This window comes from Clostridium sp. 7_2_43FAA, assembly GCF_000158375.2.
Lineage (GTDB): Bacteria > Bacillota > Clostridia > Clostridiales > Clostridiaceae > Clostridium > Clostridium tertium.
On the sequence record NZ_JH815222.1, the window covers coordinates 111,880 to 138,623 of the forward strand.

Annotated in this window: 22 protein-coding genes; 17 read left to right on the forward strand and 5 right to left on the reverse strand. The window is 26.6% G+C overall.

Annotated elements, in window-relative coordinates; translation table 11 throughout:
• Positions 1 to 152 precede the first annotated feature (152 nt).
• The 4 genes from CSBG_RS02135 (at position 153) to CSBG_RS02150 (ending at position 7,371) form a co-directional block, all read left to right on the forward strand.
• The gene (locus CSBG_RS02135; RefSeq protein WP_008676653.1) at positions 153 to 3,392 is read left to right on the forward strand and encodes a sensor histidine kinase; all 3,240 of its coding nucleotides are present in this window, start codon (positions 153 to 155) and stop codon (positions 3,390 to 3,392) included.
• A 219-nt stretch (positions 3,393 to 3,611) separates the two neighbouring features.
• Positions 3,612 to 4,460, forward strand: coding sequence for a PRD domain-containing protein (locus CSBG_RS02140; RefSeq protein WP_008676654.1), 849 nt, complete (start codon positions 3,612 to 3,614; stop codon positions 4,458 to 4,460).
• Between the two features lie 76 nt (positions 4,461 to 4,536).
• The gene (ptsG, locus tag CSBG_RS02145) at positions 4,537 to 6,582 is read left to right on the forward strand and encodes a glucose-specific PTS transporter subunit IIBC (protein ID WP_008676657.1); all 2,046 of its coding nucleotides are present in this window, start codon (positions 4,537 to 4,539) and stop codon (positions 6,580 to 6,582) included.
• 123 nt (positions 6,583 to 6,705) lie between these two features.
• Positions 6,706 to 7,371 (forward strand): hemolysin III family protein, encoded by a 666-nt coding sequence (locus CSBG_RS02150; protein WP_008676659.1) that lies wholly within the window; start codon positions 6,706 to 6,708, stop codon positions 7,369 to 7,371.
• Between the two features lie 59 nt (positions 7,372 to 7,430).
• Here CSBG_RS02150 and CSBG_RS02155 read toward each other — a convergent pair whose 3' ends face one another.
• Positions 7,431 to 8,381 carry a hypothetical protein gene (locus CSBG_RS02155; protein WP_008676661.1) on the reverse strand — a complete coding sequence of 317 codons (951 nt, stop codon included), beginning with the start codon at positions 8,379 to 8,381 and terminating at the stop codon, positions 7,431 to 7,433.
• A gap of 213 nt (positions 8,382 to 8,594) precedes the next feature.
• Here CSBG_RS02155 and CSBG_RS02160 point away from each other — a divergent pair, with 213 nt between their 5' ends.
• The 12 genes from CSBG_RS02160 (at position 8,595) to yaaA (ending at position 21,196) form a co-directional block, all read left to right on the forward strand.
• On the forward strand, positions 8,595 to 8,777 hold the full coding sequence (locus CSBG_RS02160; protein WP_008676663.1) for an alpha/beta-type small acid-soluble spore protein: 183 nt from the start codon (positions 8,595 to 8,597) through the stop codon (positions 8,775 to 8,777).
• A 385-nt stretch (positions 8,778 to 9,162) separates the two neighbouring features.
• Positions 9,163 to 9,528 (forward strand): GntR family transcriptional regulator, encoded by a 366-nt coding sequence (locus CSBG_RS02165; protein WP_008676665.1) that lies wholly within the window; start codon positions 9,163 to 9,165, stop codon positions 9,526 to 9,528.
• A 1-nt stretch (position 9,529) separates the two neighbouring features.
• Positions 9,530 to 10,228 (forward strand): ABC transporter ATP-binding protein, encoded by a 699-nt coding sequence (locus CSBG_RS02170; protein ID WP_008676666.1) that lies wholly within the window; start codon positions 9,530 to 9,532, stop codon positions 10,226 to 10,228.
• 20 nt (positions 10,229 to 10,248) lie between these two features.
• Positions 10,249 to 10,947 carry a hypothetical protein gene (locus CSBG_RS02175; RefSeq protein ID WP_008676667.1) on the forward strand — a complete coding sequence of 233 codons (699 nt, stop codon included), beginning with the start codon at positions 10,249 to 10,251 and terminating at the stop codon, positions 10,945 to 10,947.
• A gap of 12 nt (positions 10,948 to 10,959) precedes the next feature.
• On the forward strand, positions 10,960 to 11,757 hold the full coding sequence (locus tag CSBG_RS02180; protein WP_008676668.1) for a DUF4097 family beta strand repeat-containing protein: 798 nt from the start codon (positions 10,960 to 10,962) through the stop codon (positions 11,755 to 11,757).
• Positions 11,758 to 12,015: 258 nt separating this feature from the next.
• Positions 12,016 to 13,146: a DNA repair exonuclease gene (locus tag CSBG_RS02185; protein WP_008676669.1), complete on the forward strand. Its 1,131-nt coding sequence runs from the start codon at positions 12,016 to 12,018 to the stop codon at positions 13,144 to 13,146.
• Complete coding sequence (locus CSBG_RS02190; RefSeq protein WP_008676670.1) at positions 13,133 to 15,880, forward strand: AAA family ATPase; 2,748 nt, start codon at positions 13,133 to 13,135, stop codon at positions 15,878 to 15,880. Before CSBG_RS02185 ends, CSBG_RS02190 begins: the two co-directional genes overlap by 14 nt.
• Before the next feature lie 75 nt (positions 15,881 to 15,955).
• Positions 15,956 to 16,888 carry a zinc ABC transporter substrate-binding protein gene (locus tag CSBG_RS02195; protein ID WP_008676671.1) on the forward strand — a complete coding sequence of 311 codons (933 nt, stop codon included), beginning with the start codon at positions 15,956 to 15,958 and terminating at the stop codon, positions 16,886 to 16,888.
• Between the two features lie 154 nt (positions 16,889 to 17,042).
• Positions 17,043 to 18,842: a MutS family DNA mismatch repair protein gene (locus CSBG_RS02200; RefSeq protein ID WP_008676672.1), complete on the forward strand. Its 1,800-nt coding sequence runs from the start codon at positions 17,043 to 17,045 to the stop codon at positions 18,840 to 18,842.
• A gap of 133 nt (positions 18,843 to 18,975) precedes the next feature.
• Complete coding sequence (locus tag CSBG_RS02205; protein WP_008676673.1) at positions 18,976 to 19,872, forward strand: 3'-5' exonuclease; 897 nt, start codon at positions 18,976 to 18,978, stop codon at positions 19,870 to 19,872.
• A 115-nt stretch (positions 19,873 to 19,987) separates the two neighbouring features.
• Positions 19,988 to 20,404, forward strand: a complete 417-nt coding sequence (locus tag CSBG_RS02210) for a CBS domain-containing protein (RefSeq protein WP_008676675.1) — start codon at positions 19,988 to 19,990, stop codon at positions 20,402 to 20,404.
• 24 nt (positions 20,405 to 20,428) lie between these two features.
• Positions 20,429 to 21,196 carry a peroxide stress protein YaaA gene (yaaA, locus tag CSBG_RS02215; RefSeq protein ID WP_008676677.1) on the forward strand — a complete coding sequence of 256 codons (768 nt, stop codon included), beginning with the start codon at positions 20,429 to 20,431 and terminating at the stop codon, positions 21,194 to 21,196.
• A gap of 223 nt (positions 21,197 to 21,419) precedes the next feature.
• Here yaaA and CSBG_RS02220 read toward each other — a convergent pair whose 3' ends face one another.
• Genes CSBG_RS02220 through CSBG_RS18175 form a run of 3 tightly spaced genes read right to left on the reverse strand, consistent with a single transcriptional unit; the run spans position 21,420 to position 23,508 of the window.
• Entirely contained in the window at positions 21,420 to 22,067 is a 648-nt protein-coding gene (locus tag CSBG_RS02220; RefSeq protein WP_008676679.1) for a hypothetical protein, read from the reverse strand.
• An 8-nt stretch (positions 22,068 to 22,075) separates the two neighbouring features.
• Positions 22,076 to 22,729 (reverse strand): PspA/IM30 family protein, encoded by a 654-nt coding sequence (locus CSBG_RS02225; protein ID WP_008676681.1) that lies wholly within the window; start codon positions 22,727 to 22,729, stop codon positions 22,076 to 22,078.
• 17 nt (positions 22,730 to 22,746) lie between these two features.
• Entirely contained in the window at positions 22,747 to 23,508 is a 762-nt protein-coding gene (locus tag CSBG_RS18175) for a hypothetical protein (RefSeq protein ID WP_147567996.1), read from the reverse strand.
• 481 nt (positions 23,509 to 23,989) lie between these two features.
• On the opposite strand from CSBG_RS18175, the gene rpsA reads away from it, so the two are divergent.
• The gene (gene rpsA / locus CSBG_RS02235) at positions 23,990 to 25,138 is read left to right on the forward strand and encodes a 30S ribosomal protein S1 (RefSeq protein WP_008676685.1); all 1,149 of its coding nucleotides are present in this window, start codon (positions 23,990 to 23,992) and stop codon (positions 25,136 to 25,138) included.
• Between the two features lie 74 nt (positions 25,139 to 25,212).
• On the opposite strand, the gene pyk is transcribed toward rpsA, so the two are convergent.
• Positions 25,213 to 26,631 carry a pyruvate kinase gene (gene pyk, locus CSBG_RS02240; RefSeq protein ID WP_008676686.1) on the reverse strand — a complete coding sequence of 473 codons (1,419 nt, stop codon included), beginning with the start codon at positions 26,629 to 26,631 and terminating at the stop codon, positions 25,213 to 25,215.
• Between the last annotated feature and the right edge of the window lie 113 nt (positions 26,632 to 26,744).

Consider the following 26,744-nt stretch of genomic DNA (forward strand, 5'->3'; position numbering starts at 1 on the left):
AGAGAGTGTAGATATTACACTCTCTTATTTATTTTGTGAAAAATTATAAGTAACTACATGAATGTACTATAAATTTATATAAATAGATGATAAATCTGATATAATATAGTTACTTAATTATAAGAATTTTTAAACTTTTACGAGGGGTTAAGATGAGAAAAAAGCTATATAAAGTTATATTTATGATTATAGTAAGTATTATTTTTATAATAAATATGAGCGTAAATAATGCATTTGCGATAACAAATGATGATAAAAATATAAATTTTAAAAGAATAACAGTAGAAGATGGATTATCACAAACATCAGTAGAGTATTTATTTCAAGATAGTAAAGGATATATGTGGATTGGAACAATAGATGGGTTAAATAGATACAATGGAAGTAGATTTGAAGTATTTAGATATAGTAAAGATAAGCCTAATAGTATAAGTGGTAATTATATTTCTGCAATAGCTGAAGATGATGAAGGAAACATATGGGTTGGTACATCTAGAGGATTAAATAGAATAAATACACATACAAGTGAAATAACAACATATTTACCAGGAGTAAATGGATGTAATTTATCCAATTACAATATAACAGAAATATTAATAGATTCAAAAGGCGATATATATATAGCTACAGAAGACGGATTAAATTTATATAATGAAGAAGATGATAATTTTATAAGATTATATAATTCGGGGGATAAAAAAAATTCATTAAGCAGTCAATTTGTATATTCTATTGTGGAAGATAATTATGGTAACTATTGGATTGGAACTGATAATGGTTTAAATAAAATAGAAAATAATTCACAAAAAATAATTAAATATTATTCTGATGGAGGAGATAACTCTATTAATGATAATTTCATATTTAAGCTATATGCTGATAATTTAGATAATCTCTGGATTGGTACATATAATGGAGGATTGAATAAACTTGACTTAAAAACTAATAAAATAGAAAAGTTTGAAAATGATCCTAATGACGACACTTCCATAGCAGGAAATTTTATAAGATACATATTAAGAGATAGTAGAAATGAATTATGGATTGCAACTAATAATGGATTAAGCAGATTGAATGAAGAAGAAAATAAATTTATTAACTATAAATCTAAAATATATGACCCACAAAGTATAGTTAGTAATAATGTATTAAGTTTATTTGAAGATAAATCAGGAGCAATTTGGGTTGGAACTTATGATGGGATAAGTTTATTTAACCCTCAAAATTCATTTAAGAATTATAAAAATGATCCTTTCAATACGAATTCATTAAGTGAAAATATGATGGCTGGAATATATGAAGATGATGAAGGCCTTTTATGGGTTGGAACAGTGAATGAAGGATTAAATTTAATAGATAGAAAAAGCGGAAATATAACTAAATTCAAAAGCTCAGATGATGAAGATTCTTTAAGCAATAACCATATAAGAGATATAGTTGGAATACAAAATGAAATTTGGATAGCAACAGAATTTGGATTAAATAAGTATGATAAATTAACAAAAAAATTTACTAGATATTATAATGAAGATAATGAAAATAGTTTATTATACAATGATGTTAGAACATTATATATTGATAATGAAGGTATTTTATGGATAGGAACTAGGGATGGATTGTGTACCTTTGATAGAAAAGATACATTTAAATCATATGAGGATATTTTTATCAAAAATGGAATAACTGAAAATGTGTTTTCGGATATAATTCAAGATAAGGATGGAGTTATATGGATAGCTTCGGCGTTAGATGGTGGATTAATTAGATTAAATAAAAATACAAATGAGATAAAAAGCTATAGAAATAATGAAGAAGATAGATATAGTATAAGCTTTAATGCATTAAAAACTATAGCAATAGATAGTAAAAATAATATTTGGATAGGAAGCCAATTCGGGTTAAATAAATTCGATAGAAGTACTGAAAAGTTTCATAGGTATACAGAAGATTCAGGTTTATCAAATAATTTTATATATGGTATTTTAATTGATAATGAGGATAATCCATGGATGAGTACAAATTATGGAATATCAAAATTTGATATAAAAAATGATAAATTTGTTGATTATAATGTTACAGATGGACTGCAAAGCAATGAGTTTAATGGTTATTCATATTTTAAAAGTAAGAGTGGAGAAATGTTTTTTGGGGGAATTAATGGGCTTACTTATTTTTATCCAAACCAATTAGAAGAAAAAAAGTTTTCTCCTAATGTAGTGATTGATAGTATATATAGTGGAGAAAAAGAAATTTTAGATATATCCAATATAAAAATTGGTTATAAAAATAGTAATATACAATTTAATTTTTTTATGCCTGATTATAGAAATGTAAGCAAAATTCAATATGCATATAAATTAGATGGATTAGATGAAAATTGGATTTTTTCTGATGATAGAAATTATGTAAGTTATACAAATTTGGAGTCAGGAGTATATAAATTTCAAGTAGTTGCAAGAAACTCAAGTGGCGATTGGAGTAAAGTTACTACAGTATCCTTTAAGGTTGGAATGAAACCTTGGCAAACACCATTAGCTTATGTAATATATGCTTTAATAGTTTCTTTAGTGCTTTACATAATATGGAATAGGGTTAAAATATTAGATAGCTTAGTTGAACAAAGAACTCATGAGTTAAATAGTAAGCTTAAAGAAAATAAAGAGTTATATGATAAGCTAATAAAAAATGAAAAATACAAGAATAATTATTTTGTTAATTTATCTCATGAACTTAGAACTCCACTGAATGTTATTATATCGACTCAGCAATTAATAACTAAATTAAATGAAGAAGATAAGGATATACCTAAAGAAAAAATTTTATATTATATGAGTACTTTGAGAAGGAATTCTGATAGATTATTGAAGCTAATAAATAATATTATAGATACATCGAAAATTGAGTCCGGATCATATAAATTAATAATAGAAAAACATGATATTGTTTATTTAGTAGAGGAAATTGTTTTATCTATGAAGGATTTTATCGAAGCAAATGGGATAGAACTAGTAATTGATCCAGATGTAGAAGAGAAAATAATAGAATGTGATGGTAGTGAAATAGAAAAGTGTATTGTAAATCTAGTTGGAAATGCAGTTAAGTTTACACCAAGGGGTGGAAAAATAGAAGTAAGAATAGTAGATTTAAACAATAAGGTAAAAATATCAGTTAAAGATTCTGGAATTGGAATAGAAAAAAAATATCATGACGCTATATTTGATAGATTTGGGCAAGCATATAATGATGTATCAGAAGAGCACGGAGGAAGTGGTCTAGGATTAACAGTAACAAAGCAGCTGGTTACATTACATAATGGGAGAATATTTGTTAAAAGTGAACCTGGGCATGGTAGTGAATTTGTAATAATATTGCCAGTTAAATATACTATGTAAAATACAGTAATTTATATATAAAAGATTGAATAAATTATATATGAATAAGTCCGTATAACTCTAATAATATGCGCTTGACAGTAGTTGTTTACAATGATATTATATTAAATAAATAAGTATGTGGATTGTAACTGCAAAGCAGGCAATACCTAAATTAAGATAAAACATTATCTTAATTTAGGTATTTTATTTTCCAAGCGTTAGGAGAATGAAGGTAATATGATTGTAGAAAAAATATTAAACAATAATGTTGTTGTTTCAATAGATCCAAAGACTAAAAAAGAAGTTATTCTTATGGGACCTGGAATCGCCTTCAAGAGGAAAGTAGGGCAAGAAATAGAAGAAGATAAGATAGAAAAAATATTTGTAGTAGATGATAAGCGAATGGGTAATAAACTTAAAAAGCTTATAAATCAAATACCTGATGGGATATTTGAATTATCGCATGAGATTATATCCTATGCAGATAAACAATTAAATAGAAAATTAGATAAACAAATATATATTTCTCTATCTGATCACATTGCTTTTGCAATTAAGAGATATAAAAATAAGGTGAAAATTAGAAATGACTTATTAGATGAAATAAGAAGAATACATAAAGAAGAATATAAAATAGCACTGTGGGCTGTAGATTATATAAATAATAGATTAAAAATAGATTTACCTGAGGACGAAGCTGGGTTTATTGCGCTACATCTTGTTAATGCAAGTTATCAAGAAACAGCAAAAGAATCAGTACTTGCAACTAACATAATTAAAGGTGTTTTAAATATAGTTAGGTATTACTACTCAGTTGAATTTAATGAAGAGGATTTAAATTATGATAGATTATTAACTCATCTTAAATATTTTGCAAAGAGAGTAATAACTAACAATCAAAATGATGATAATAGTAGTGAATTTTTAGAAATAGCATCAAGAAGTTATCCAGAAGCTTATGATTGTGCTAAAAAGATACAACAATATATAGAAAGTAATTATGATTATAAAGTAAATGAAGATGAAATAGTATATTTAACTATGCATATACACAGGGTCATCTCTGTATTAAGAAGTAATCATTAGTATGTTTATTAAGACTTAAGCCGAAGAATTTAGTGCTTAAGTCTTTGCTTTAATATGAGATTAATTAGGAGGGAAAATGAATACTATATTTCTAAAAAAATATTTTGGAGTTCTTCAGAGGGTAGGTAAATCATTAATGTTACCAGTTGCCTTATTGCCAGCAGCTGGACTTTTAATGGGAATTGGAACATTGCTGCAAAATCCCAATATAATAAATAATATTCCAATGTTATCAGGTGAAACTTTTCAGCTAATGGCTAATATAATGTCATCTTCAGGTGATATTGTATTTTCTAATTTACCACTAATATTTGCAGTAGGAGTTGCTATAGGTATGAGCAATGGAGATGGTGTTGCAGCCTTAGCAGCTATAGTATCTTTTTTAATAATGAATATGACTATTGGAATAACAGCTAGAGTTGATTTGCTGCAAGTTGATACTAATCCAATGTATGATATGGTACTTGGAATTCCTACTCTCCAAACAGGAGTATTTGGTGGCATATTAATTGGGATGGTTTCTGCCATTATATACCAAAAATTTTATACTATAAAGTTGCCAGAATTCCTAGGATTTTTTTCAGGAAAAAGATTTGTACCTATAGTAGCTGCAATAGCAGGGGTATTGATAGGGATAATAATGGTAGTAATTTGGCCTCCAATACAAAATTTTCTATTGGCTTTTTCAAGGAGTATGATAGGAACTAATCAAACTGTTTCGGCTTTAATTTTTGGGATTGTGGAAAGAGCATTAATACCTTTTGGATTACATCACATATGGTATAACCCATTTTGGTATCAGTTTGGGGAATATACTAATTTAGCTGGACAATTAGTGGTTGGAGATCAGGCAATATTTTTTGCTCAATTAAAGGAGGGGGTAGAGTTTACTGCAGGAACATTTATGACTGGAAAATTCCCATTTATGATGTTTGGACTACCAGCAGCTGCTTTAGCAATGTATCATGAAGCAGATAGTGATAAGAAAAAACTAGTAGCAGGTATATTATTTTCTGGTGCATTAACATCTTTCTTGACAGGAATAACTGAGCCTATTGAATTTATGTTTTTATTTGTTGCTCCAGTTTTATTTGGGGTACACTGTATATTTGCTGGTTTATCATTTATGATAATGCAAATACTAAATGTTAAGGTTGGTTTGACATTTTCAGGTGGACTTATAGATTTTATATTATTTGGTGTTCTTCCTAATAGAACAAAATGGTGGTGGATAATAATAGTTGGAATAATATTTGCAGCTATTTATTATATAGGTTTTAGATACATAATAAGAAAGTTAGATTTAAAGACGCCTGGAAGAGAAAGAGAAGAAAGTGAAATTGATATAGATATTACTGATGGGGATTTAGCTTATAATGTACTAGATGCTTTCGGAGGCGTAAAAAATATAAAATACTTAGATGCTTGCATAACTAGAGTTAGGGTTACAGTAAAAAATATAAGTTTGGTAAACAGAAGTAAACTTAAGTCATTAGGTTCAGCAGATTTAATGATAATTGGAGATAATATTCAAGCTATATTTGGTCCTAAGTCTGACATGCTTAAGGAGCAAATGAAAGATATAATAGATGGAAAAGAAGTAAAAGTTAAAAAGAAAAAAAATATAGAGAAAATAGAAAAAGGATTGAAAATAGAAAGTTCGATTATGATGCCTGTTACTGGAAAACTTTTAAGATTAGAAGAGGTTCCAGATCATATATTTTCAATGAAGCTTATAGGAGATGGGTTTGCAATAGATCCTAAAAAGAATATTTTAATATCTCCAATAAAAGGAATGATATTAACAATTTCAAAAACATCCCACTCTATAACAATTAGGGGGCTAGATGGGTTTGATATATTCATTCATATAGGCATAGATAGTATTAATTTAAATGGAAATGGGTTTAAAGCTTTTGTACAAGAAGGAGATATAGTTAATGAAGGAGATTTGTTAATAGAATTTCCTTTAGATGAAATAAGAGAAAAGTTAAAATCACCAATGATACCTGTTATATTTAAAGGTCTGTCTAAGGAGAAATTTATATATTTTAATAACGATATAGATGTTAAGTCCGGAGATATTAACAAAGTTGAAATACATGAAAAATTAAATAATTAAAATTTTAGGAGCAATCTTTATAGTTAAAAGATTGTTCCTTTTTCTAAAAAGAATAATATATTGTTAAATGAGCAATATTATTAAAGTAATTAAAAGTGTTGGAGGGTGAAAAAGAAAGGATTTATGAGCAACAAAAAGGAACAAGTAGTTTATAATTTTTATACTAAAGGTGAAGAGATAGCAAATGCTATAACTCATGGAGTAGGAGCTATACTATCTATTATAGGAAGTGTATTTTTAATTATAGCAGCAGCGAATTCAGGAAGTAATTATGCTTTTGTTGGAGTTTGGGTATATAGTATTTGTTTAATAATATTATATCTTGGCTCAACTTTATATCATAGTATTCCAGGAGCCTTAGCTAAAAGAATATTAAGGATATTAGATCATTCGTCTATATATTTATTAATAGCAGGAACATATACACCTATTATATTAATACTGATGAATAGTGATAAAAAATCTATGCAAATATTATTAGCACTATGGATAATTGCATTTCTAGGAATAATATTTAAGATATTTTGGATAGATAAGTTTTCTATTTTATCGACAATACTATATATATTAATGGGTTGGATCATAGTACTTAACGTTAAGGTAGTTTTACTTTTAGTACCTATGAAAATATTAATATATATAGTAGCAGGCGGTCTTGCATATACTATAGGATGTATATTTTATGCATTAGATAAAATGCCGTACAATCATTTTATATGGCACTTATTTGTAATTGCAGGAAGTGTATTACATTATATTGCAATATTCTTAGGAATACTATATTTATGATTTTAAGGTTAAAAGTATTTATATACTAGTTCATATATAAATACTTTTAACTTTTATTTTTAGTTTTTTTCATTTATGGGTTCATTTTCACTAGGTAAAGGAGCACCTTCACTATAGAGACCTTTTTTATTTTTTAACCATGTAGAATAGTTGGTCTTAAATTCGGATTCTTTATTTTCTAAAGTATAGTTATAGAAATATTCTAGAAAAGTGGCTCTTGGAATATTATCTGTTAATATTATTCCGCCAATAGTAATTTGATCATTAAGTATTGTTGAAAGAGATTCATTAGATGGATTTTTCATCATTTGAAACATTGACATAAACATAGTTGTTCTACCATCCCCAGCGTCACAATGAAATAGTATATGTATATCATCAGTTGTATTATTAACAAAGTTTATAAAGTCATCTACTGCTTCAGGAGTTGGAATTGAATTATCCCTTACTGCAATTCTTTTATAACCTAATCCGAAATTTTCACAAGTTTTCTCTTCATTTGATACCACATTTGCTTTCAATGATTCTAAATATTCTCCTGTTGTTTTAAAAATTGGAATATTAGCACCTATTGATATTTTTGATAAGTCTTCCTTTTCTGCTTTTAAGGTGGTTTGAGAATTTAAATTACTATTTATAAGCTGGAAAAAACTATAATAGCTTATAGGACTATCATCAATAAATCCATGAGATTCTTGTCTTAAGTCAACTACAGTTATTTTAGGACTAGTTATAGCTACTTTTATATTATCTATTTGGCTAGGTCTAAATTGAGCACAACCTGAGATATTTAGTTCTTGAATGCTTCTAAATCTAGGAGGAAGTTTATAATTTTTTTTAACATCTAATATTATAAACTTATCCTCAAGAAATGGGATGGTATCTGGTGAACTTATAGTTGCCATGGATACATTAGATCGGTTACATATAGATAATAATGTAGATAAAATAATAAAAATAGAAATTGATTTATATTTAATATTTTTTAATTTAAACATAGAAATCTTCATATAGAACCTCCTATTTAGTATATTCACTAAATATTTTGTGCACAAAAATATAAAATATCCTTCATATAAAATATTCTAAAGTATGTATAATTTACTAAGAATATAAACTAGGATTAGGGTTAATATAATAGTGTAAACAAAAAACTTTTAAATGAGAGGGAGTTCAATTTTAAAAGTAGTTTACAAAACCAATAGCCAAAGGAGGAATTACAAATGGCAAAAACATTAGTTCCAGAAGCAAGAAAAGGATTAAGTGCATTCAAGAATGAAGTTGCAGCAGAGTTAGGAGTTCCATTTAGCGATTACAATGGTAACCTAACATCAAAACAATGTGGTTCCGTTGGTGGCGAGATGGTAAAAAGAATGGTTGAACAATACGAAAGTTCAATAAAGTAAGCCACCGGAACAAATTAACTAAAGGTTAAAAAGATAGGATGGATATACCGCCAAAGAATTTAGTATTGTAACCATTCAAAAAAGAAGAGGTATTTCTAAAATAAAAATTATATTTTTATTTTAGAAACCTCTTTTTTATTTATAAAAGAAAATTTCATTTTGTTATAGAGATGTATTCACAGTTATATTAAACTTTAGGCGATTGATATTATAAAGTTATATTTTAAAATAATAAGTAAAACAAGGATAAATAAAGAAAATTAACAATAAATAAAGATAACTTCTTACAATGATTATATTTATATATAAATGAGTATAGGAAATAGTTCAGTATTAGTATACTATTTAATTAATACACTAATACTGTCGAGGAAGGAGATAAAAGATGTTACTTGAATTAAATTCAAAAGAGCCGATATATCTTCAAATAATTGCTTATATGAAAAAAAGAATAGTTTCTGGGGAATTAAAAGGGGGCGAAAGGGTTTTGTCTGTAAGAGAATATGCAAACGAATTAAAAGTTAATCCAAATACAGTTCAAAAGGTTTATTCAGAGTTAGAAAATGAAAATTTAATATATACCCAAAGAGGAATTGGAAAATTTGTAACTGAAGATGAAAAAAGAATAAATGATTTAAGACGAGAGATATTTAATGAAACTATAGATAAATTTATTGAAGACTCTAGGGCATTAGGATTTACTAAAGAAAGAATATTAGCAATTATATCAGAAAGATATAAGGAGGATTAAGATGAGTAGTTTATTAGAAATAAAAGATTTATATAAAACAATAAAAGGAAAGAAAGTATTAAATGGAATAGATCTAAGCCTAGAAAAAGGGAAAGTTTTAGGAATAATGGGGCCTAATGCACAAGGTAAGACAACTCTTTTAAACACAATACAAGGATTTTTAAAGTTTGATAAAGGGGAAATAAACGTTGATGGATTATCTATAGGAGCTGAAACTAAAAATTATATTGCATTTTTACAAGATAAAAATATTTTTCATAAAACAATGAAGATAAAGGATGCAATAAATTTATACTCAGATTTTTTCAATGATTTTGATATGGAAAAGATGAAATATTATTTGGATTTCATGAATCTAGATATTGAAGCCAAAATAAAGGATTTATCAAAAGGAACAAGTGAAAAGTTTAGCTTATCATTAACTTTAAGCAGAAAAGCTAAGTTGTATCTGTTAGATGAGCCTATATCAGGTGTTGATCCTGTTTCAAGAGAAAAGATTTTAGATGCAATATTAGATAATTTATCAGAAGAAAGTTCAATGATAATAACTACTCATTATATTGGAGAACTCGAGAGAATATTTGATGAAGTTGCTTTTTTAGGAGATGGGAAAATAATAGAATTTGGAGATGCTGAAGAGCTGAGAGAAAAATATAAATTATCAATTGATGAAATTTATAGGAAAGTATTTGCAGAGTAGATTGAAGAAGGAGTAATAGTATGAAAAATGTTTTAAATATTTTAAAATATAATTTTGGAAAATACAATTCAGGAATAAGTAAGATATTGTATATAATTGCTTTTATAATTTTATGTATATTAACTTTAGGGATATTTATAAAAGTACCGTTTATTGGAGAGTTGATGTCAATCATGAACATTGCATTCATTTCAACATTTTTAGGGATAAACTTCGTAACTTCAATAATAAAATTCATATCACAAATATCAAAAGATAATGGTAAACTAATCTTTACTTTACCAATAAAATCTTGGGAATTTATGATTGCTAAGTATATAGAATTTATAATTTTACAAGGAAGTATTGCTGTTGTTGCATATATAGTATCAAGTCTTTCCGGCAATACAATGGCAGAAGTAGTTAAGATGGCATCATTTGGAGTGGCTTTTGGAACTATAGCAGCATATATTGTAATTACTTCGTTTATAGTAATATTTTCGACATATATTTATAATATAGGATTATGCATACTTTCTGTTATAGTAGGTGGTGGAATTATTCAAGGTTTTGTTGCAGGAATTAATAAGTTTATAACTAACTTATTTCCATATGTTTATTTAAAAATTGGATCATTTATAGAAATTGATTTGATATCTATGCTTTTGGGGATCTTATGGGTAGGTATTCTTGTTACAATGGCAGTGAATCATCTAGATAAAAAATTAGATATTATTTAGGGGGATATAATTATGAAAAAGATATTTAAGATATTTTTAGCACTATCATTAAGCGTTGTATTAGTTGGTTGTAGTGTTAAGTTCGGAATAGAAAGTAGAAACAATGATAATTACACAGATTCAACTAATTATAGTGGAGAAAGCATAAATAAGGTTGAATCAATAGAAGGCATAAATAAACTTAATATAAAAATAGAAGTTAGCAATGTAGAGATAATGTACTATGAAGGCAAGGATATTGAAGTTTCGGGTACTTTAGGAAAGATTTCTAAAGGAGTTACAATAGATAAAAGTTCTGATGAATTAACTATTAATGAAAAATCAAAAAAATCCAATAGTATAATTAGAGATTCTGCTAGTGATTTAAAGATAAAGATACCAAATAGTTATAATGGGAATGTAGACTTAGAGTTTGGTGTCGGAGAATATGAAGTTAGGGACTTAAAAGTTGATAATATAAATGTTCGTTCAGGAGTAGGAGAAATAGTTATAAAGAATATTTCATTTAATAAACTTTATTTAGAAAGTGGAGTAGGAGATGTTGAATTAGAAACAAAAGAAAGAACAGGGGATATAGATATTAAAGGGGGAGTTGGAAGCGTTGATGTATCATTAGGAGATGTAAATGGTAACTTAACGTTTCAAGGTGGTGTAGGAGATACTAATATAAGTATTCCATCAAATTCTCCAGTAAGTATAAAAACTGATTCTGGTCTTGGAAATGCTAATATAAGTGCTAAAACATCTGGAGAAAATAAATATATATTTGATATTAGTATAGGAATTGGAGAAATAAATATAACAAATTAAATTGATGCAGGTAAATTTGCCTGCATCTTTATTATTATCAAGTAAAAATGAAATTATCTAACTACTGATTTAATTAATTGAAGTAATAATATATTTGTGAATATATTTATTAGAACTTTAGAGTTTTGTTTTAATTTATATAATATTACTAATATAAATTATTATGTTTATATATATGCTTAATATTGTACAGGAAGATGAAAAATGATAAAATGAGAACAAAAGTTCGTTGAGAACAATTATAATTAAGGTGATAATATGAAAAAAGTTAAGATATTACAAGCAGGAGACTTACATTTTGATACTCCATTTAAAGATTTAAATAAAAATATAGCTTTAATAAGTAAGGAAGAGCTTCTAGAAGTTTTTAGTAAGATTATTAGCATGTGTATAGAAAATTCTGTTGATATTTTATTATTAACTGGGGATATTTTTGATAATCTAACAGTAAATAAAAAAACACTAGTTTTTATTAAAAGTCAATTAGAAAGAATAAGTAACATAAAAGTATTTATATCCCCTGGAAATCATGATCCTTATTACGAAAAATCCTTTTATAAAATGATAGAATGGCCAAGTAATGTTCATATATTTAAAAGTTCAGTTGAAAGTGTAGTTTTGCAAGATTTAGAAACTGTTGTATGGGGTGCAGGGTTTAATACACATCATGTTAAAAAAAGTATGTTAAAGAATATTTCTATAAATGAAAAATACATAAATATAATGGTGATACATGGTGATATATCAAATAGTGATGAAGGAAACGATTATAATCCAATAACATTAAGAGATATAGAAGATAGTAGATTGGATTATATAGCCATAGGGCATAGACATAATTATAGTGGGATATTAAGGCAAAAAGACACTTGTTATGCTTATGCAGGATGTCCTCAAGGAAGAGGTTTTGATGAGCTTGGAGATAAAGGTATTATAGTTGGAGAAGTTTCAAAAGGTACTGTAGATCTAAAATTTATTAGGACTTCAAAAAGAAATTATTATGTAGTTGATGTAGACATAAGTAATTCTGTAAGTTATGAAGAAATAAAAGAAAGAGTAATAAATTCTATAAGTGAGGAAGAAAGAAAAAATAATTTATATAAAGTTATTTTAAAGGGTGAAATAGAATCTTATATAAATTTAAATGAAGATGTAGTATTTGAGAAGATAAAAGATTATTTTTATTTTGTTAAAGTGATTGATAATACTGATGTAAAGCTAGATTTTGATAAAATATCAAAGGATTATTCCATTAAAGGAGTTTATGCAAGAAAGCTACTAGATAAAATGGAAGAAGATGATTATGATGATGAAGTTATAAAATTAGCTTTAAAGATAGGAATACAATGCTTATCACATGAGGAAGTGAATTTGAATGATTATAAATAAGATACATATTATTTCTTTTGCTGGATTAAAAGATAAGATAATTGAGCTAAGTGATGAAACAAATTTAATATATGGTGAAAATGAGAAAGGTAAAAGTACTATTCAAAATTTTATTAGGATTTGGCTTTATGGTATGAATGCTAAAAGAAGCAAGGATATTAAAAATAATGATAGAATGAGATTTATGCCTATTGATGGAGATAAGATAAGAGGTGAACTTCATGTATCACATAATAGTAGAAAGTATATTATAAGAAGAAGTTTTGGCTTAACTAAGAAGGATGATACATCAGAGATATTAGATGCTGAATCTGGAGATATAATTTTAGATATACCAAAAGATGAACCAGGAAAGTACTTTTTTAATGTAAACACCTCAACATTTTTAAAAACATTATTTATTAGCCAATTAGGGGTATCAATTTCTAAAGATAAGGAAGAAGAAATAATAGATAGAGCAGCAAATTTATTAGGTAGCGGAGAAGAAAATGTATCACTGCAAAAGGCATTAGAAAAGTTAGATAATATAAAAAAATCTATAACTACAAGTAGAAAAAATGGAGAATTAGATCTACTTAGAAATAAATATAATTTGCTAAATGAAGAAAGATATGAGGCTTATAAATTATCAGAAACAAGTATAGATAAAGAACAGGCCTTAATTATTTTGAAAGATAATAGAGAAGAATTAAGAAAAGAACTTAAAAATTTAGATATATATAAAAAATACATGAAAAAGGCTAAACTTCAGAAAGAATATGAAGAAATCACTGAATATTTAAAGAAAAAGGAAGAGTTAAAGAAAAAGGAAAGATATATAGAAGAAAGCATATCCTCTAGAAACGGTGTAATAGATGAAGTTTTATTAAATGACATAAAGGATGAAAACTCTTTATATTTTAGTATATTAGATATGAAATCAGAAGAGGAAAAAAAGTTAATTAGAAGTAAAGAAATTTATTCAAATAAGAGAAGTGAATTTGAAAATTTATTTTTTATAGAAGATTTATCAAGTGAAGATAAGAATAAGTTTATGAAATCTATTATGGAAAGAGAAAACCTAAAGGAAAAGATTAAGAATTATGGAGTTCTAAATAATGATATAAATCTTATAAAAAATGATATAGAAAAAAAGAAAGATTATATAGGAAGTGCCATAAATTTTAGAGGAATAAGAGATGAAATAGGAAAGTTACTAGAAAAATATGAAGATAAGTTGAAGGAGCTTAAGTTTAAATTAGAGAGTTCTTCTAACAATATAAAAGAAAAAAATATAGATATTAAATTGAAGAGTCAAAATAGACTTATCAATTTATTAATTATAATTTGCTCTATTATTTTAGCTGTATCGATTTTTTTATTTAGAAACAATTTATTTTTGATAGTTATATTAACAGGTGTTTTAAGCCTTCTTATATTTAAAGCTTTTAATTTAAGAGCAGAAATAAATAAAAGTGATAAACATAATAGTTTATTTAGTATTGATAAGTTGGAAGAGGATATAAAGGAAATAGAAAAGGATATTTTTAAATATACGAAGTTGGTTGGAGCAACTTCCTATGAAGATTTTATTAGAAAACTAAAGCTTTTTGATGAATTCAACTTGTATGAAGAAAAGCAAAATATAAAGATAACAGAAAAGGAAATTCAAGTTTCTGTTCTAAATATAAGGACAGTTGAAGAAAATTATAAAAGTAACGAAGAATATATAGAACATATATTAGATTTAGCAAAAACAAAAGATGTAAATGAAGTAATATTAATGTTATCTAAATACGAAGAAGTAAATAAGGATATTTTATCTTTAAAAATAGATATAGAAAAAGAAGAACAATCAATAAATAAATTACAAAAAGAGCTTGAGATAAGAGAAAAAAGAATAAGAGAAAAGCTTGAATTTATAGGATTAGAAGATATAGATTTATTTAGTTTAGAAGAAAAATTACTAGAGATAAAACAAAAGGTAAAGCAAAGAGAAGAAATAGTTAAGACTTTAGAAAGTATAGATGAAACCTATAAAGCCTTAACTAAGGATAAAGATATCGATGCAATAAAAGAAGATTTAAAGGACATAATTAATGAAAATATAAATTACACTTATTCATCAGAAGAGGAAATAGATAATCAGATCTCAATAAAATCAAATGAATTAATAGAAATCGAGAAGTCTATTAAAGATGTTGAAAATGATTTGAATAATAGATTTATAGGCAAAAGAGGTATACCTCAAATAGAAGAAGAAATAGAAGATGTTAGGGAAAAAATTAGCAAGTTTGAATTGAAGCTAAAAGCCACTGAATTAGCCATAGAAAAAATGAATGAATCTATAAGAGAAGTTAGAGGGAACTTTGGAAATATTTTAAATTCTAGTGTTATAGAATATTTTAAGAATTTAACAAATAAGAGCTATAATGATGTTATGGTATCTGATTCATATGAGATGAAAGTAAGGAAGGGGGCAGAGGTGCTACCTGGTGCTATTTTAAGTAATGGAGCAAATGATCAACTATATTTATCTCTTAGATTAGCATTTATTAATATGATATATAAGGAAATGGACTTTCCAGTTATATTAGATGATGCTTTTGTGCAATATGATGATACTAGAACTGAAAAAGCTATTGATCTACTTTTAAGCTGTAAATTCAAGCAGTTATTAATATTTACATGTCAATCAAGAGAAAAGGCTATATTTGAAAAGAAAAATATAGAAATTAATTATATTTCATTGTAGTATTGACAATAATAGTATAAGAAGATAAAATTATACCAATGAATAATGCAAATCATTTGCAGAAGAGGTGGAGAAATGAAGAAAAAAATAGTAGGTGTAATTCTTATACTAGGAATTATATTTTCTTTTTCTGGATGTGTAAATAAAAGTAATGAGAATGACGGAGAAAAATTAAGAGTAGGAGTTACAATTAACCCTCTAAAGGATTTTACAGAAGCTATAGGTGGGGATAAAGTAGAGGTGTTTTCAATAATACCAGATGGTAGTGATGCACATAGTTTTGATCCAAAGCCAAAGGATTTAAAAGATTTAATAAATACCAATATGTTTGTGTATAATGGACTTGGCATGGAAGAATGGATAGATTCTGTTTTAAATACAGTTGAAGGTAAAGATATTAAAATAGTAGAAGCTAGTAATGGGATAAAACCAATTAGTATATCAGAAGAAGATCACGAACATGAAGAGGGTGATGAAGACCATGGTCATGAGCATGGTGGAAATGATCCTCACATGTGGCTAAGCTTAAGTGATGCAACAAAACAAGCTGAGAACATAAAAAATAGTTTAGTTGAAATGGATCCGGAAAATAAAGATTACTATGAAAGTAATTATGAAAAGTTGAAACAAGATTTTGCTAATTTACAAAATGAATATAAAAGTAATTTTCAAGAAATAACAAATAAGGATTTTGTTACTGGACATGCAGCCTTTGCTTATTTATGTAGAGATTTTGGATTAACACAAAAGAGTATAGCTGATGTATTTGGAGAAGGTGAATTAACTCCTAAAAATTTAGAAACTTTAATAAATTATTGTAAAGAAAATAATGTGAAAGTTATATTTAGCGAATCTACAGCAAGTGCAAAAGAATCAGAAACTTTAGCAAGAGAAGTTGGAGCTAAAGTAGAGAAGATATATAGTCTTGAAACTAAAGAAGATGATAAAAGTTATTTAGAAGGTATGAAATATAACTTAGAAACTATATATAATTCATTAAAAAATTAATATCTATATGCAAAATATAGTTTTTGTTTAATGAAGATTTAAGAGATATCGGATAATAGGCATTAAGAGTTCCTATATCCGATTTTTATTATCTATTAATTGAAACATATATATTTTAATATGATAAAATTATTAAGTAAGGGTGGTGTAAATTATGAGTAAGGCATTAAGTTTTTATGAAGGTGAAATTTCAAAATATGAAGAGAAAATAAAAAATATAAATGGGGTTATAACTAAGATTTCTACCTTAAGGTTGATAATAGCTATTATGGCTGTATTATTGGCATATTATTTTTACAAAGGAGAGAGTATAGCATACTTAATATCATCTATAGTTATATCTGTAGGTATATTTATTGTAGTAGCATATTATCATAACAAAAGAATTCAGGAAAAAAGAGAGTATGAAATTTATATAAATATAAATAGGAATGGCATAAATAGAATAAAGGGAACTTTTAAGGAAAGGGAAGATAAAGGAGAAGAATTTTTAAGCGATGAGCATCCATTTGCAAGCGATCTAGACGTATTTGGAAGAAACTCGCTTTTTCAAATGATTAATTCAACAAAGACTAAGTTTGGAAGAGCTAAACTATCTCAAATGTTAAATTTAAATGCAATTCCAGGTAGAGAAGAAATATTAAAAAAGCAAGAAGCTATAAATGAATTAGGTAAAAAAGTAGAGTGGAGACAACATCTAGAAGTTAAATCTACTATTAAAAAGAGCGGAACAAAAGATATAAATGAACTTTTAGAGTGGGCAAATGGAAAAAGTGAAATAAAACCATTATTTAAGATAGTTCCCTATTTATTTATAGCAATTACTATGATATCAATAGTATTAGTAGTTTTAAAAGTCTTGCCAATAAGTTATGTAATTTTAGTTTTTATGATTAATTACTTAGTAGTAAAAATACTTACAAAGGATTTAGTACAAATAATAAAGTTATTTGATAAGCATAAAAAAGATATAGAAGCATATACAAATTTATTGATACTTATAGAGAATGAAAATTTCGATTCAGTACTTTTAAAAGAGCTAAAGAATAAGATGAATTCTTCAGGTAAAAGTTGTGTTGAGGAAATGAAAGCACTTAAAAAACTGGTTGATTGGTTAGGTGATAGTTCATCTAATGCATATTATTTATTATTGAATGTAACTGTATTGTCAGATACTTTTATTTTAAGAAATTTAGAAGAATGGAGAAGGTTAAATGGGCATAAGCTAGAAGCATGGCTTAATGTAATGGGTGAGTTTGAAGCCTTATCTAGTATATCTAACTTGTCATTTGATTTTGATGAATGGAGTTATCCTACAATTAGCAATTTAGATGTAGTTGAAGGAATAAATATAGGCCATCCTATGTTAGGGGAGAGAGCTGTAGTTAATAGTTTCACTTTAAATCATGATTCAAAAGTTGCTTTAATAACAGGTTCAAATATGTCTGGAAAAAGCACTTTCTTAAGAACTATTGGTTTAAATCTACTTTTGAGCTATATAGGAGCTCCTACTTGTAGTAATGGCTTTACTTGTGGAGTTTTTAGTATATATACATGTATGAGAACTAAGGATAACTTAGAAGAAAGTATATCATCATTTTATGCTGAAATATTAAGGATAAAAATACTTATTGAAGCCGCTAAAAATGGAGAAAAGGTATTTTTCTTACTGGATGAAATCTTTAAAGGTACAAATTCAAAGGATAGACATGAAGGGGCACAAGTTCTTATAAATCAATTAGTAAATAATAATGCTATGGGGCTTGTTTCTACTCATGATTTAGAATTATGCGATTTAGAAAAAACAAAGAAATGGATTAAAAATTATAACTTCCAAGAATACTATGAAAAAAATAATATTAAGTTTGACTATAAGTTAAGAGAAGGAAGAAGTAAAACTCAAAATGCAGTTCATTTAATGAAGCTAGCAGGTATAGAATTTAATGATAATTAAGCTGAATTCTAAGTTATATGTTGTAGATATAGTATTTTCAAATTTATTATTGTAAAAATCCTAAATAATAGTGAAAAGAACTTAATAAAATGGCATAATATACCTATAATAATAATTAATGAGAGGTATGCAAATGGCGTTTATAATAATTGATTTAGAATTTAACAATCTAGAAGGGATACATAAATATTATCCAAATATATTTGAAGATTATCCAAATTTACAAAATATAGATTTAGATAATGAAATAATAGAAATAGGTGCAATAAAACTAGATAATTATATGAAGCCGCTTGAAGAGTTTAAGACATATATAAAACCATCTGTTATTCCTGTATTAAATCCAAAAATATCAGAAATAACAAACATTAAAGAAGAGGATTTGGAAAAAGGAGTATCATTTGAGGTAGGAATTGAAAGTTTATCAAAAATTATAGATGATGGAGATATTATTTGCTCTTGGGCAAAGGATGATATTATAGAAATAATTAATAATGCAGTATATCATAAATATGATAATTTAGATTGGCTTAAAAACTACCTTGATTTACAGGAATATTCAACAAAAATATTAGGCAAAAAGAAGTCACTTAGCTTGAAAAATGCCTTGGAGGAATTAAAGATAAGAATAGATAATAATAAGTTGCATGATGCTTTAAACGATGCTATTTATACATCTTTAGTATTTAAAAGAATATATAATTCAAGAGCATTAAAAAGTTATATAATTAAAGATATCTATAATATGCCAGCAGTAGAGTTAAAAAACTTGTCAGAGTATAAGTTGGATTTAAATAAGATAAGATACAAATGCCCTAAGTGTAATGTAGATTTAGAGATTGAGTATGATTTTATACCTATAAAATGGAGATTCGTATCTCTTTGTAAATGTCCTAAGTGTAATAATAAGATTTTAAATGAAGTAATAGTAAAAAAGACATTTAGTGGGGAAGAGGTTTATAAAGAAATTTCTACTATTGTAGATGAAATAGAGTATATGAATTATAGTTATAAAATAAAAAAAAACTAGGTGATAAATTAATAAAATATTAAATAATTATAATTTTAAAACAATTACATTGTAATTATGATAAAATGTATATGTGGCTTAGTTTTAAATTATAAGTATGGGAGATTGATAAAATATGAATATAGCATTTTTTTTAACACCTAAAAATGAGGTTATATATGAATATTTAGATGCAACCATGAGACAAGTTATAGAGAGAATGGAACATCATGGATATACAGCTATTCCCTTAATAGATAAAGAAGGAAAATATGTTGGAACATTAACAGAGGGAGATTTACTATGGAAACTTAAAAATACTCCTGATTTAAATTTTAAAAATACTGAAAATGTTAGAATTATAGATATTCCAAGAAAAAGAAAGCATAAAAGCGTTTCAATAAATGCAGATGTAGAAAGCTTAATTTCACTTGCTACAAATCAAAATTTTGTACCAGTAGTAGACGATGAAGGGATATTCATTGGTATAATAAAAAGAAGTGATATAATTAATTATTGTTATAGTGAAATGAGAAAAAAGAAAATAGTATAATCAGAATATATAGGAGGATTGGTTATGATAATAGTTATTTCTCCTGCAAAAACTTTAGATTTTGAAGAAATAGATAATAACTTACCAATGAGTGAGCCGAGGTTTTTAGAAAAGTCGCAGGAAATTATGAATGAGTTAACTAAATATGATAGTTACTCTTTAGAAAAACTTATGAAGATAAGTACTAAATTAGCAACATTAAATAGAGATAGAATTGAGAAATGGACAACTAGTTTAGAAACTTCTAAACAAGCCCTATTAGCTTTTAGAGGTGATGCTTATAGGGGGATGGATGTTGGAAGCTTATCTCATTCTGAGCTTTTTTATGCAAATGATCATTTAAGAATTTTATCTGGTTTATATGGAGTATTAAGACCATTTGATGGGATAAATGAATATAGATTAGAAATGGGAATAAAGTTACCGGTTAATGATTTAAAAGATTTATATGAGTTTTGGGATAAAACTTTAGAAGAAGGTATATTAGAGGAAATAAAGGATCATAAAAATAAGACTATAATAAACTTAGCATCTAAGGAATATTTTAAATCTATTGAAGGATTAGTTAATAGAAAAGAAGTCAATGTGATCACAATAACATTTAAGGAATTTAGAGGTGATAAGTATAAAATAATTTCCTTAAATGCTAAAAGAGCTAGAGGTATGATGTCTAGATACATTATTCAAAATGAGATAGAGGATATAGAGGATATCAAAAAATTTAATTTAGATGGATATGAATTTAATGAAGAAATATCTACTGAAAAAGAACTAGTTTTTACTAGGGAATAGTAAAAGCGTAATAGATTCAGAGTTGATTTAGTAGGTTAGTTAAAATTTTGTAATAATATATTAAAAAGATTTATGAGTTGCATATTTTAGCAATATAAAGTTATTAGAACAAGTAAATTAAGTAAAAACCAAGGGGGTCGCGTTTCGCGCCCCCCTTAGTTATATATTGAGAAAAAAGTTGATTACACAAAATTTTCTCTTCTCTAAGAATCACTAATAAAATTTAAGCTTGTTCATAGGTTTCAACAACCAAATTAAATTCTTCTTCATCAGTTATTTCACCAAACTCATCAGATGAAATTCCAGGATAATAATAAAGAATAAATTTATCGTTAGAATCACTAAGGTTTTCTAATGCTATATACAATCTATCATATTCACAATTTTCTATAGTAGCAAGAACCTTATATCTACTAGCTTTACCTGTATTGTTATTAGTTAAATCCAAAATAAAGTTATTATTAAAGCGAACATTTAATTTAGATTTATCACAGGTTTTTATATATGAATTAGCTCTACAACCACTGCAACTTTGAAATTGACATTCCTTTATACAGTTTAAGCATGAGCATTTAGAGCAATTTTCAAATTGATTAAACACTGCTAAGTTATTTTGTTTATAATCAGTTAGTTTTATTTTACTATTATCTTTCTTGAAAAAACTAAATTTTTTATTTTTATTAGAGTATTCTGCATCATTTAACATATCCATATATTCTTTCAATATAGGAAGTTTAGAGTAATACTTTCTCTTTTTTAAAATATTTTCATCAAGGAAAGGACTAACTTCACTTATAGCATAAGTTATATCGGTATATACTTTACCAATAGTAGCCTTTTCTTCATTTATAAAATCAATAGTGCTTGACATTCAATCACCTAATTTGCATTTTTATATTTTTCAAGCTCTAAATCAAGATCAACAGTATCTAAAGCTTCAAATTCACTATCAAATGTATCAACATCTCTAAGCTCACCTAAACCATTAGCTAGTGATTCATGTTTTTGGATTTTTCTTTCTATGCTATCAATTTCAATTGAATTTGATTTTGTTTGCACATTAGCAAGAACTTCATTAACTTTTTGAGTAGCCTGAGCATTACTATATCTTGCAGCAGCTTCATCTCTATAATTTCTTGTTTTTTCAATTTCTGATTCTAACGCAGCTAGATTCTTTTTAATAGTATCTGCTTGTGCTCTTGCAGTTTCATAACTAGATTTTAAACTTGTATATTTCTTTTCAGATTCAAGCTTTTTAGCTAAAGCTCTTTTAGCTAAATCTTCATTGTTTTTAGATAAAGCTAATTTAACCTTATCCTCAAAATCCTTAACTTCTAGCTCAGCAACTTCCATTTTCTTTTTAATTTCATGTGCATTTCCTATAATTTGTGCAGAGTTTAATTTAGCCGTGTTAAGTTGTTTTTCCATATCTCTAATTTTTTGATCTAATAATTCTATTGGATTTTCCATTTCATCTAAAGTTGAATTTACCTTTGATTTTAACATATTTGACATTCTTGTAAAAATTCCCATGATTTGTCCTCCTGAAATTAATATTTTCTATTCTTTAAATAAATTCGTATTACAATAACTATAATTATTAAGATAATAGCTAGCTTGAATATAGAGCCAAAGGAGATTGCGCTTCCCCCTCTGCTAAAACCAAAGTTTCTCATAGCAGAAAGTCCATAAGCTATTTCGCCAAAAGAAAAGCCTTTATCATAACTAGTTGTTGTATTCGTATTATCTTTATCTTGGGTGCTTTTTTTATCGCTCGTAGAGCTACTTGAATTTTTCTTTTCATCATCTGAAGTTGTACTAAATGATCCAGATGAGAAGTTTTTAGAACTTCCAGATTTACCTTTATCTACATTGCTAAAGGAACCACTTTTATATCCACTAGATGAAGTTGAGGTGGATTTCGAGTTGGAACTTGATGTACTTGATTTACTATTACTGCTACTATTACTGCTACTATTACTAGATTTAGAACTATTGGAACTCTTAGAGCTATTACTAAAAGAGCTGCTTTTAAAACCACTAGTTGATTTAGAAACATTTGATTTACCACCACTGGATTTAAAGCTACTAGAGCTAGATTTAGTACTAGATTTAAAGCTAGAACTAGATTTAAAGCTAGAACTAGATTTAAATCCTCCAGAACTTCTAGGTTTAGCAGAAACAGTTATTTCTCCATGAGTAATATTATCAAATACAGATATAGTATCAATAAGAAAACTAGAAGTAAGAAAAATAAAAGTTAAAAGTAGCGTGAATATTAGTTTTCTATTATTCTTTTTTATAAATTTCACCTCCAAGAAAAAGATTGTATTTATATATTATAGTAAAAAATATAATTTCTCAAAACTCATTTAAAGGTAAATAGTAGCAAAAATGAAGAAAAACATTAAAAATCTAAATACCTCGCAATATATCGTAACAATACTTACATTTAATATTAAAGTATATTGCATTAAAAGGTTTAAGATAACGCTTAATAGCAATTTGAGAATTGGTTTATAATATATTTAATTATAACATATTTAAATAATTTATATAAGTTTGGACAGGAATTATAGATTCATTTAATGTATATTAAAATTAATAAGTAGGTTAGTGATACAATATTTTTGTATGAATATTTATATCTAAATATAATGTTATCTATCATATTACTAATTTAAATAAATATATTTGAGGTTATAAAGATAATAATAAACTTAAAGTCTTGTAATCAATATCATATTATTCTAAAATTAATTTATGATACAACATTTTTAAGGAGTGAAATACATGACAAATCAAAATTTAGAAGAAACTATGGGAGATTTATTAAAAGACTTCGATGTTAAAAGAATAAGAACAGGTGATATATTAGATGGAGAAATAATTGATGTAAATGATAAAGAAGTTATGGTAAATATCAATTATGCATTTGATGGGATGATTTCAAAAGAAGATTTAACTAATACAGATAAGGATCCTAGAGAAGTTGTAAATAAAGGAGATAAAATAAAAGTATATGTTTTATCACCTAACGACGGAGAAGGATATGTTAAGCTTTCAAGAACAAAAGCTTTAGAAATAACTGAAAAAGAAGAAATTGAAAAAGCATTTAAAAATGAAGAAAATATAATTGTATATATTAAGGAAGAAGTTAAAGGCGGATTAGTTGCTTATTATGGAAATATAAGAGTATTTATACCTGCATCACTAGCTTCAAGAGAAAGAATAGAATTAAGTACATTAGTAGGAAAAGAAATAGAAGTTAGAATTATAGAATTGGATTTTAAATCAAGAAAGATAGTTGCATCGAGAAGAGTTTTAGAAGATGTTATATATGAAAATAAGAAAAAAGAATTATGGAAATCAGTTAAGTCAGGAGAAAAAAGAAATGGTGTAGTTAAAAAGATAATTAAGGCTGGAGCAATAGTTGATATTGGAGGCATAACTGGTTTAATACACCTAAATGACTTATCTTGGAGCAGAATACACAGAGCAGAAGATGTGGTTAATATAGGAGATAAGGTTGAAGTATTTATTGGAGAAGTAGATGTTAAGAATGAAAGAGTATCATTAATATTAAAAGATATAGATCAAGATCCATGGGAAACAAACGTATCAAATCTAAAAATTGGTGGTATTTTAGATGGTAAGGTAGTTAAGTTCCTTAACTTTGGAGCATTTGTAGAGATATTCCCTGGGGTAGAAGGGTTAGTTCATATAAATGAAATAACAGATGAAAACATAGCTAAACCATCAGATGTGTTAAAACTAGGACAAAATGTAAAAGTTAAAGTTTTAGATGTTGATAAGACAAATAAGAGAATATCATTAACTATAAAAGATGCAGAAGAAAAATCAAAAGAATATTTACAATATAATGATTCAGATGAAGGAGTATCATTAGGAGATTTATTTAAGGACCTATTTAAAAATTAAAAAATGAAAAATGAATTAATGAAATAAAAGGTGTTTTGCTTGCAAAACACCTTTATATTAATGAATAAAATTATTTATATTTTTTCTATTTTAAGCATATTTGTTCCACCTGTAGTAGCACTAGGCATTCCTGCTGCAACGATTATATCATCACCTTTTTCAGCAATAGATAAATTAGTAGCCACTTTTTTTGCTTCACTTAATATTTCATCAGTAGTAGTAAATACATCACATTTAGTAGGGAAAATACCAAAATTAAGATTTAATCCTCTTCTAACTTCATCATAAGGAGTTATAGCTATAATTGGGCATTTAGGCCTGTATTTTGATATAAGCTTAGCTGTTGCACCACTATTCGTTGCAGCAACAACTGCCTTTGCGTGTAAAAGATTTGAACTTCTACAAGCAGAATAACTAATTGCTTCTGAAAATGAGGTTAGTGAAGGTTCTTTTAGCCTTTTATTTAAGTAGTTGTAGTCTAAGTTATCTTCTGTTTCGATTGCAATTCTTGACATTGTTTCAGCAGCTTCTATAGGATAATTTCCACTTGCACTTTCACCGCTTAACATTATTGCATCAGTTCCATCGAAGATTGCATTACATATATCACAAGCTTCAGCTCTAGTAGGAAGAGAATTTCTAATCATTGAGTCTAACATTTGAGTAGCAGTTATAACTATTTTTCCAGCCTCGTTACATTTTCTAATTATGTTTTTTTGAATAATAGGGACTTTTTCAATAGGAATTTCAACTCCCATATCACCCCTAGCAACCATTATTGCATCTGCAGCTTCTATAATGGAGTCTATGTTATCAACACCTTCTTGATTTTCTATTTTAGCAATAATTTGTATATAGTCACCACCATGAGTTTTCAATACATTTCTTACATCTTCAATATCAGAAGCTTTTCTAATAAATGAAGCTGCGACAAAATCAACCTTATTTTCACATCCAAAAATTAAGTCTTCTTTATCTTTTTCAGTTATTGATGGTAAATTTATTTTTACATTTGGAACATTAACACCTTTATGGTTTTTAATAGTTCCGCCTACCGTTACTTTACATTTAATTTTATTTCCTACAACATCTTCTATAATAAATCTTAATAAACCATCATCAACTAATATTTCTCCACCAATCTTAACATCTTTATATAAATCGGTATAAGATATAGAGCATTTTTCAGTATCACCAAGTATTTCATCACCACAAATGAAAGTAAAATCTTGACCTTCTTTAAGGTCAACTCCGTCATTTATAAAATTATGTGTTCTAATTTTAGGCCCTTTAATATCTAGGATAATAGCAGTAGGGGCATTTAAGTCTTCTCTTACTTTTTTTATAAGATTAATTTTTTCCTTATGTGTCTCATGAGTGCCATGAGAAAAATTTAATCTGGCAGCACTCATTCCTATTTCGATAAATTTTCTTAAAGTTTCTTCGTTATCACTTGCAGGTCCAATGGTAAAAATCATTTTTGTTTTTTGCATAAAAATCACCTCACATTTTAATTAGCAAATAAAATATTAAGAATATTTCGAATAATTATAATAAAAAAATAGAATTTAAGTATCATATATACTATGATATACTTAAAACTATA